The sequence below is a fragment of the Flavobacterium sp. genome (genome assembly GCF_031363805.1).
Classification (GTDB): domain Bacteria; phylum Bacteroidota; class Bacteroidia; order Flavobacteriales; family Flavobacteriaceae; genus Flavobacterium.
Genome location: NZ_JANLVD010000163.1, coordinates 20,760 through 28,419, shown reverse-complemented (window position 1 = coordinate 28,419; position 7,660 = coordinate 20,760). Strand labels below are relative to the sequence as shown.

The 7,660-nt window shown below is 30.0% G+C and carries 7 protein-coding genes and 1 pseudogene; all 8 read left to right on the top strand.

The annotated features are described in order from the left end of the window. Positions 1 to 629: pseudogene (locus tag RMN92_RS09665) on the top strand (hypothetical protein); the annotation flags it as partial. 10 nt (positions 630 to 639) lie between these two features. Then, on the top strand, positions 640 to 1,398 hold the full coding sequence (locus tag RMN92_RS09660) for a glycosyltransferase (protein WP_309609251.1): 759 nt from the start codon (positions 640 to 642) through the stop codon (positions 1,396 to 1,398). Further along, positions 1,395 to 2,627: a glycosyltransferase gene (locus tag RMN92_RS09655; protein WP_309609250.1), complete on the top strand. Its 1,233-nt coding sequence runs from the start codon at positions 1,395 to 1,397 to the stop codon at positions 2,625 to 2,627. Before RMN92_RS09660 ends, RMN92_RS09655 begins: the two co-directional genes overlap by 4 nt. 180 nt (positions 2,628 to 2,807) lie before the next feature. Further along, positions 2,808 to 3,734 carry a class I SAM-dependent methyltransferase gene (locus RMN92_RS09650; protein WP_309609249.1) on the top strand — a complete coding sequence of 309 codons (927 nt, stop codon included), beginning with the start codon at positions 2,808 to 2,810 and terminating at the stop codon, positions 3,732 to 3,734. A 63-nt stretch (positions 3,735 to 3,797) separates the two neighbouring features. Then, positions 3,798 to 4,910, top strand: a complete 1,113-nt coding sequence (gmd, locus tag RMN92_RS09645) for a GDP-mannose 4,6-dehydratase (protein ID WP_309609248.1) — start codon at positions 3,798 to 3,800, stop codon at positions 4,908 to 4,910. A gap of 4 nt (positions 4,911 to 4,914) precedes the next feature. After that, on the top strand, positions 4,915 to 5,997 hold the full coding sequence (locus tag RMN92_RS09640; RefSeq protein ID WP_309609247.1) for a GDP-L-fucose synthase: 1,083 nt from the start codon (positions 4,915 to 4,917) through the stop codon (positions 5,995 to 5,997). Beyond that, positions 5,997 to 6,785: a glycosyltransferase family 2 protein gene (locus RMN92_RS09635; protein ID WP_309609246.1), complete on the top strand. Its 789-nt coding sequence runs from the start codon at positions 5,997 to 5,999 to the stop codon at positions 6,783 to 6,785. Before RMN92_RS09640 ends, RMN92_RS09635 begins: the two co-directional genes overlap by 1 nt. After that, positions 6,770 to 7,660, top strand: coding sequence for a glycosyltransferase family A protein (locus RMN92_RS09630; RefSeq protein ID WP_309609245.1), 891 nt, complete (start codon positions 6,770 to 6,772; stop codon positions 7,658 to 7,660). Before RMN92_RS09635 ends, RMN92_RS09630 begins: the two co-directional genes overlap by 16 nt.

Genomic DNA, 7,660 nt, shown 5'->3' with positions numbered 1-7,660 from the left:
AAAATCACGAAAATATAAAAGTAGCATTACTGCAAAAATGTCTTGTTGCACATCCAACAGTGATGATGCGAAAAGAGCTATTAGATAAGTTTGAACTGTGTTATGATGCTACCAAAGAACCAGCAGAAGATTATGATTTTTGGGTGCGGATGATTGGTAAAGGAAAATTTCATAATTTGCAAGAATCATTGTTGCAATATCGAGTTCATAATGAACAAGTTTCACAACAAAGAGCTATTCAACAGCGTTTTCAATCGGCAGAAGCAAAAATCCAATTGCTCAAACAATTAGAATTACAACTTTTGGATAACGAGGTTAATATTTTAAGAAAAATTTTTATTTCTGATAAGAAAATAACACATCAAGACATTATTGATTTTAGTTTTTTGAAAAATAAATTAAAAGTGGGCAATGCCAATTTTTTTTTCGAATCAAAAGCGTTTGATATGTTTATAAAAGATGTAGAGCAAAAAATTATTCGGAGTTATTACATGAAAAAAGAGCGCTATTTTCCATCAGATTATTATCAATATAGAAATATGAAAAGTGATTATAAGCTTCAATTTTCTTTTTCCGATGAGATAAAGCTAATTATAAAATCGTTCAGTTTTTATAAATATAAAAAATAGTGCAAAACAAATGATTCCCAAAATATTACATTACTGTTGGTTTGGAGATAATCCAAAATCCAAAATATTTCAAGATTGTTTATTGTCTTGGCAACAGTTTTGTCCCGATTTTGAAATTATACAATGGAACGAAATTAATACGAAAAAGTACACAAATCATTTTTATAAAAACGCATTACGCAAAAAAAAATATGCCTTTGTAGCAGATTATGTTAGAGCCAAAGTCCTTTTTGAACATGGCGGTGTTTATTTGGATACGGACATGATTCTCTTAAAACCAATCGATAATCTTCTGTTGTATGATTTTTTTATTGCCGAAGAAGTGGAAAATAGAGTAGCCTTTGGAATGTTCGGAAGTGTAAAACAACATCGATTTTTGTTACAAATGCTTAATTTTTACAACAATGAAGAATTTAACGAATTTTCCCCACCAGTAATCACGCATACTTTTACTTCAATAATAAACAAACAAACTGCCAATAAAAACGAAATAGTATTTGAACCTAAATACTTTTATCCATTGCCTTATGAAGATCGATTCGAAGCATATTCCAAATTCATTCAACCTGAAAGTTTTGCAGTTCATCTATGGGATCATTCATGGAGAAAAACTGCTCAAAAAGGGTTTCCAGGATTATTAAAAAATCTAAAAACGGTATTGTTCGATTTTCTTTTTTACGGTTATTCTTTTAAATATTTCAAGAGATATACAAAAGAGTTTTTTCGAAAAATAATTCAGTTATTAAGAGCAAAAACAACGAGTTCATGAAAGTCTTACACATTACAACATCTTCAAAAGGTGGTGCAGGAATTGCAGCTTTAAGGTTGCATACAGCCTTGTGCGAAAGTGGCACATTATCAGCATATTTATCAACGAATTTAACTATAAATTTCGAAAATAAAATCATAGATGACACTTTTTTTGAATACAAAAAGCCTTCTATTGTACAAAAAATTAAAACCAAATTTCAAAACTTTTTTTTTCCAACAGAATTCCAAAAAGCAACGAAAAAATTGCATTCAATAAAGCAGGATTTGCATTGCGAAATAGCAACTTTGCCATATAGTATTTATAAACTTGAGGAACATGCGTTGGTGCAGGACGCAGATATTATTAATCTACATTGGGTAGCAGGGATAATTGATTATAACACTTTTTTTAAAAATTGTCAAAAGCCTATAGTTTGGACTTTTCATGATATGAATCCATTTCAAGGCTTATTTCATTATAAAAGTGACGAACTACTCAATGCTAAATTAGTTAAAGGGTTTGATGTTCAAATGAAACAATTAAAAGTTACAGCCATAAAAAAAATAAAAATGGGAGCGATTATAACACCTTCAAAATGGTTGCTAGAAGAAGCTATGAAAATTGAATTTTTTTCTCACTTTATGAAAAAGCATATTTTAAACTCAATAGATTTAACAGCTTTTTATCCAAAAGACAGAACGAATTTGAGAGAAAAACACAACATTCCTAAAAATGACTTAGTACTTATTTTTGTTGCAGAAGATATAACAAACATTCGGAAAGGTTTTTATTTGTTGCAAGAAGCATTAACAAGCTTAAAAAATATACCTATCACAGTATTGACAATTGGAAAGGGTATTATTCCTATCACAAAAGACATAAAAACTATATCTTTGGGAAAAATTAATACAGCCAGTGAAATGGCTTCTTGCTATGCATTATCAGATGCGTTTGTATTGCCAAGTCTAGAAGATAATTTGCCCAATATTATGTTGGAAGCCTTTGCTTGTGGCAAGCCACTTATAGGTTTTCCAATAGGAGGCATTGCAGAACATGTAAAATTAGGTGTTACTGGTATTTTAGCAACTGAAATTTCAAGTTTGTCTTTGGCAGAAGCCATAAAGATTTTTTATGAAACCAAAGACAATTACAAACCAGAAATGATAAGAAAATATGCTGAGGATAATTTTAACAATAAACAACAAGCAAGCGCTTACATTGAAGTGTATAATAGCTTATTAAAATAGTTTAATAAAATTTTTTGTTATTATCAATTTGCATTAGATTTGTTTCTTGTTTAATAATTTGTATGGCCGATTTGATGTTATTGGAATATTAGTTTAAAAAATAATTAGTACTTTCTCAAATATTATTTGGATATGTAAAGGATAACAGCAGATTTTATGTGATCAGAAAATTAAAAACAAATGGGATTAAACACTGTAGTTATTAAAAAAAACATAAAATCATTTTTGAACACAATGCCTTATATAAAAGGGTTGTATGAAGAAAAATTAAATTATAAAAAAAATGCTTGTTTTGCACCTGGACATTTTTACTCTCCAATTGTTAATGTTGATGAAGTAGTAAATAATGAGAGCAAAATTTGGGAAGCCATTACAAAAGATGAAATATTCGAAGTAAATTTAAATTCGCAAAAACAAAAAGAGTTTGTTCTTGAAATTGAAAAATTTTATGACATTATTCCTTTCAACAATGTTAAAGAAGACAATTTAAGATATTATTTCGAAAATGATTATTTTAGATATACAGATGCGATTTTTTTATTTGGAATTATAAATCATTTAAAACCTAACAAAATTATTGAAATAGGTTCGGGTTATTCTTCTGCATTAATGCTAGATACAAATTCATTATTTTTTAAAAATAAAATTCAGTTAAACTTCATTGAGCCTTATCCTGAAAGATTGAATAGTCTGCTTTCTGGTTTTGAAAATAATTGCAAAATAATTGAAAAAAAAGTTCAAGAAGTTGAGCTAGATTTTTTTAGAGAACTCGAAAAAGGAGACATATTGTTTATTGATAGTTCGCATGTTTCCAAGTGTGGCAGTGATTTAAATTATTTACTATTTAATGTTTTACCCATTCTTAATAAAGGAGTTTTCATTCATTTTCACGATATTTTTTTTCCGTTTGAATACCCAAAAGAATGGGTTATTGGAGGAAGAAACTGGAATGAAAATTACTTAATTCGAGCATTTTTAATGAACAACAAAAATTATGAAATCTGCTTGTTTTCTCATTATTTACATATACACCATCCAGACATATTTCAAAATATGCCTTTAGCAAAAAAAGATTTTGGGGGCAGTTTGTGGTTGGAAAAAAAATAAAAAAAATTCATTTTTCAACTCTGGAAAATACTTATTAATTGATTTATAAATAATCAGAACACAATGAAAACAGCATTTATAACAGGAGTAACGGGGCAAGACGGAGCCTATTTAAGCGAATTTCTTTTAAAAAAAGGCTATATCGTGCACGGTCTAAAAAGACGTACTTCATTGTTTAATACAGACAGAATAGACCACCTATACCAAGATCCACATGCTGAAAACAGAAAATTTTTTCTTCATTATGGCGATATGACAGATAGTAGCAATCTCATCCGATTAATAAATGAAATCCAGCCAGACGAGATTTATAATCTTGCAGCAATGAGTCATGTACATGTATCGTTCGAAATTCCAGAATATACTGCAAATGCTGATGGAATTGGAGCATTACGAGTTTTGGAAGCCGTTCGGTTTTTAGGATTAGAAAGCAAAACCAAAGTTTATCAAGCATCAACCTCCGAACTTTACGGGAAAGTGCAAGAAGTTCCTCAAACAGAAACTACACCGTTTTATCCAAGAAGCCCATATGCCGTGGCTAAAATGTACGCTTATTGGATGACTGTTAATTACAGAGAAGCTTACAATATATTTGCTTGCAACGGTATATTATTCAATCACGAATCACCAATTCGTGGAGAAACTTTTGTTACCAGAAAAATTACTCGTGCCACCTCTAGAATAGCAATTGGAATGCAGGACAAATTGTACATTGGCAATCTAGATGCACAACGCGATTGGGGGCATGCTAAAGATTATGTACGAATGATGTGGATGATTTTGCAAGCAGACGAGCCTGAAGACTGGGTTATTGCCACTGGCAAAACAACATCTGTAAGAGAATTTATAAAAATGGCATTCCAGGAAGCAGGAATTGCGCTCGAATTCAAAGGAACTGGAATCAACGAGAAAGCTTATGTCAAATCTTGCGAAAATCCAAGTTATCAAATAGAAATTGGCAAAGAAGTTGTAGTCATAGATTCTAAATATTTTAGACCAACAGAAGTCGATCTTCTTATTGGAGATGCCAGTAAAGCTAAAAATAAACTGGGCTGGGTTCCAGAATACACACTGAATGATTTGGTAAAAGAAATGATGGTAAGTGACTTGAAGCTAATGCAGAAAGAATGCTATCTCAAAGAAGGCGGATTTAATACTAATATTTATTTCGAATAATTGTATGGAAAAACATGCTAAAATATATATTGCTGGACATCGAGGACTTGTAGGAAGCGCTATTGTAAAAAATTTGCAAAGTAAAGGATACATTAATTTAATATGTAAAACACACCAAGAATTAAATTTGTTGGATACAAAAGCTGTAGCTGATTTTTTTGAAGCTCAAAAACCAGACTATGTTTTTTTAGCTGCAGCCAAAGTAGGAGGAATAGTTGCTAATAATAAATACAGAGCAGATTTTATATACGAAAATTTGATGATTCAAAACAATGTAATCCATCAAAGTTATGTTAGTGGAGTAAAAAAATTATTGTTTTTGGGCAGCACTTGCATTTATCCTAAAAATGCACCACAACCTCTTAAAGAGGATTATTTATTAACCAATACTTTAGAATATACTAATGAACCCTATGCTATTGCAAAAATTGCAGGCATCAAAATGTGTGAGAGTTATAATTTGCAATATGGTACTAATTTTATATCTGTTATGCCAACCAATTTATATGGACCAAACGACAACTTCGATTTAGAAAAGTCACATGTATTACCAGCTTTGATTCGAAAACTTTATTTAGGGAAAGCACTAGAAAATAATGATTGGGAAGCCATTAGAAAAGATATTAATCTTTTACCAATCCAGCAAATCAATGGGAATGCCTCCGAATTGGAAATTTTGAATTGTTTGGCAAATTTTGGCATTTCAAAAAATAATAATCAAGTGAGCGTAGAAATTTGGGGATCTGGTCAGCCTAAACGTGAGTTTCTTTGGTCGGAAGATATGGCTGATGCTTGTATTTTTATAATGGAAAACCGTAATTTTTCCGATTGTTTTACTGATATAAACGAAATACGCAATACCCATATAAATATTGGTACGGGTATCGATCTGAGTATTGGTGAATTAGCAAATGAAATAAAAAAAACTGTGGAATTTCAAGGCAATTTGATTTTTAATAAAAATAGACCCGATGGAACAATGAGGAAATTAACAGATGTTACCAAAATCAACGCATTGGGATGGAAACATAAAGTTTCTGTCGAAAAAGGAATTAATAAATTATTTCATTGGTATCTAACAAGGTAATGAATCCATTTGTATCCATAATAACAGTTAATTACAACGATGCTATAGGTTTACAAAAAACCATTGACTCGGTTACCAATCAATTCTTTAAGAATTATGAGTATTTGGTTATCGATGGAAATTCAAACGATGGTAGCAAAGAAGTTATCCAAAAAAACAAATCCAAAATAAATTTTTGGATAAGCGAAGAAGACACAGGTATCTACAATGCTATGAACAAGGGTATTGAAATTGCAAAAGGAGATTATTTGTTATTTTTAAACAGCGGAGACCTTCTTAATGGAACAATGGCACTATCAGATTTTATTAATCACAAAGACTTTACAGGAGATATTATTTATGGGGACTACAAATTTTTAGAAGGTGGTAAAACCTACCCAGATAATTTAACACCTTTGTTTTTTGTTCGCTCTTCATTGCCACACCAAAGTACACTTTTTAAAAAAACAGTATTTGATGCGATGGGTTTATACGATGAACAATATAAAATAGTATCCGACAGAGCATTTTACATTAAATGTTTTTTAAGCAATCAAATTTTTTTTAAACATATAAATTATCCATTATCTATTTTTGATTTGAATGGAGTGAGCAACAATTCCTCGAATAACGAAAAACAATTGTTAGAAAATCAAAATATGTTTCAGCAATACTATGGTGTTTTTTATGAAGATTACAAAAATATGCTACTACTTCAAAGCCAACTCAATCAAGTCAAAAGAGAAACACTTTTGGGGATTCTAAAGCGTATTGTTAACAAAATCAAGAGAATATGTCGAATCCATTAGTAAGTGTCATCATTCCAACTTATAAAAGGGTTAACTATTTAAAACTAACTCTAGATAGTATTATAAATCAGAATTTTCAGGATTTTGAAATCATTGTAATTGATGATGGTTCGCCAAGTGATGAGAATTTAATACTATGTAATAACTATAAAAAAGTTTATTACATTAAAATTGAAAATTCAGGAGGTCCAGCAAAACCAAGAAATATTGGTATTAAAGAAGCTAAAGGTAAATATATTGCTTTTGTTGATGATGATGACCTGTGGTTGCCATCAAAACTTGAAAAACAAATTGCCATTTTAGAACAAAATCTAGACTTCGGATTAGTGCATTCCTGTTGCGAAATTATTGATGAAAAGGGTGTTGCAAAAAATGAAATAATAGGTAGACCAGGAACGCCAGATGTCAAACATGGAAATGTTTCGTTGCGGATGATGGGAAATTGGACTATTATGTCATCAACACCATTAGTAAGAAAAGAAGTGATAGAAAAAGTAGGTTTTTTTAATGAAAAAATGCTGCCAGCTGGCGAAGATGTTGAATATTGGACAAGAACTTCGTTTTGTACTAAATTTTATTACATTGATAAGCCTTTAGTACAATATCGAGTTCATAACAATAATATTTCGAACCAAAAGACCAAATACTTGCAATTACCATTATATTTGAAATCTGTTTTGGAAAATCAGTTGGAATTAAAAATTATTGATAAAAAACAATTTCAATTACTTTTAAATAACTTATGTAAAATGCAAATTCGAACTTTCAAAAATGGATTTTTTAAAACACTAAAAAATTTATTTTTAATTGATTCAAAATGGATAATCAAACCTAACAACATTAAAATGATGATTTTCCTATTTATAAAAAAATAA

What these genes read in the sequence shown, in the direction of transcription:
- RMN92_RS09660 (WP_309609251.1), top strand. Translation starts at nt 640, where the DNA reads ATGATTCCCAAAATATTACATTACTGTTGGTTTGGAGATAATCCAAAA.
- RMN92_RS09655 (WP_309609250.1), top strand. Translation starts at nt 1,395, where the DNA reads ATGAAAGTCTTACACATTACAACATCTTCAAAAGGTGGTGCAGGAATT.
- RMN92_RS09650 (WP_309609249.1), top strand. Translation starts at nt 2,808, where the DNA reads ATGGGATTAAACACTGTAGTTATTAAAAAAAACATAAAATCATTTTTG.
- gmd (WP_309609248.1), top strand. Translation starts at nt 3,798, where the DNA reads ATGAAAACAGCATTTATAACAGGAGTAACGGGGCAAGACGGAGCCTAT.
- RMN92_RS09640 (WP_309609247.1), top strand. Translation starts at nt 4,915, where the DNA reads ATGGAAAAACATGCTAAAATATATATTGCTGGACATCGAGGACTTGTA.
- RMN92_RS09635 (WP_309609246.1), top strand. Translation starts at nt 5,997, where the DNA reads ATGAATCCATTTGTATCCATAATAACAGTTAATTACAACGATGCTATA.
- RMN92_RS09630 (WP_309609245.1), top strand. Translation starts at nt 6,770, where the DNA reads ATGTCGAATCCATTAGTAAGTGTCATCATTCCAACTTATAAAAGGGTT.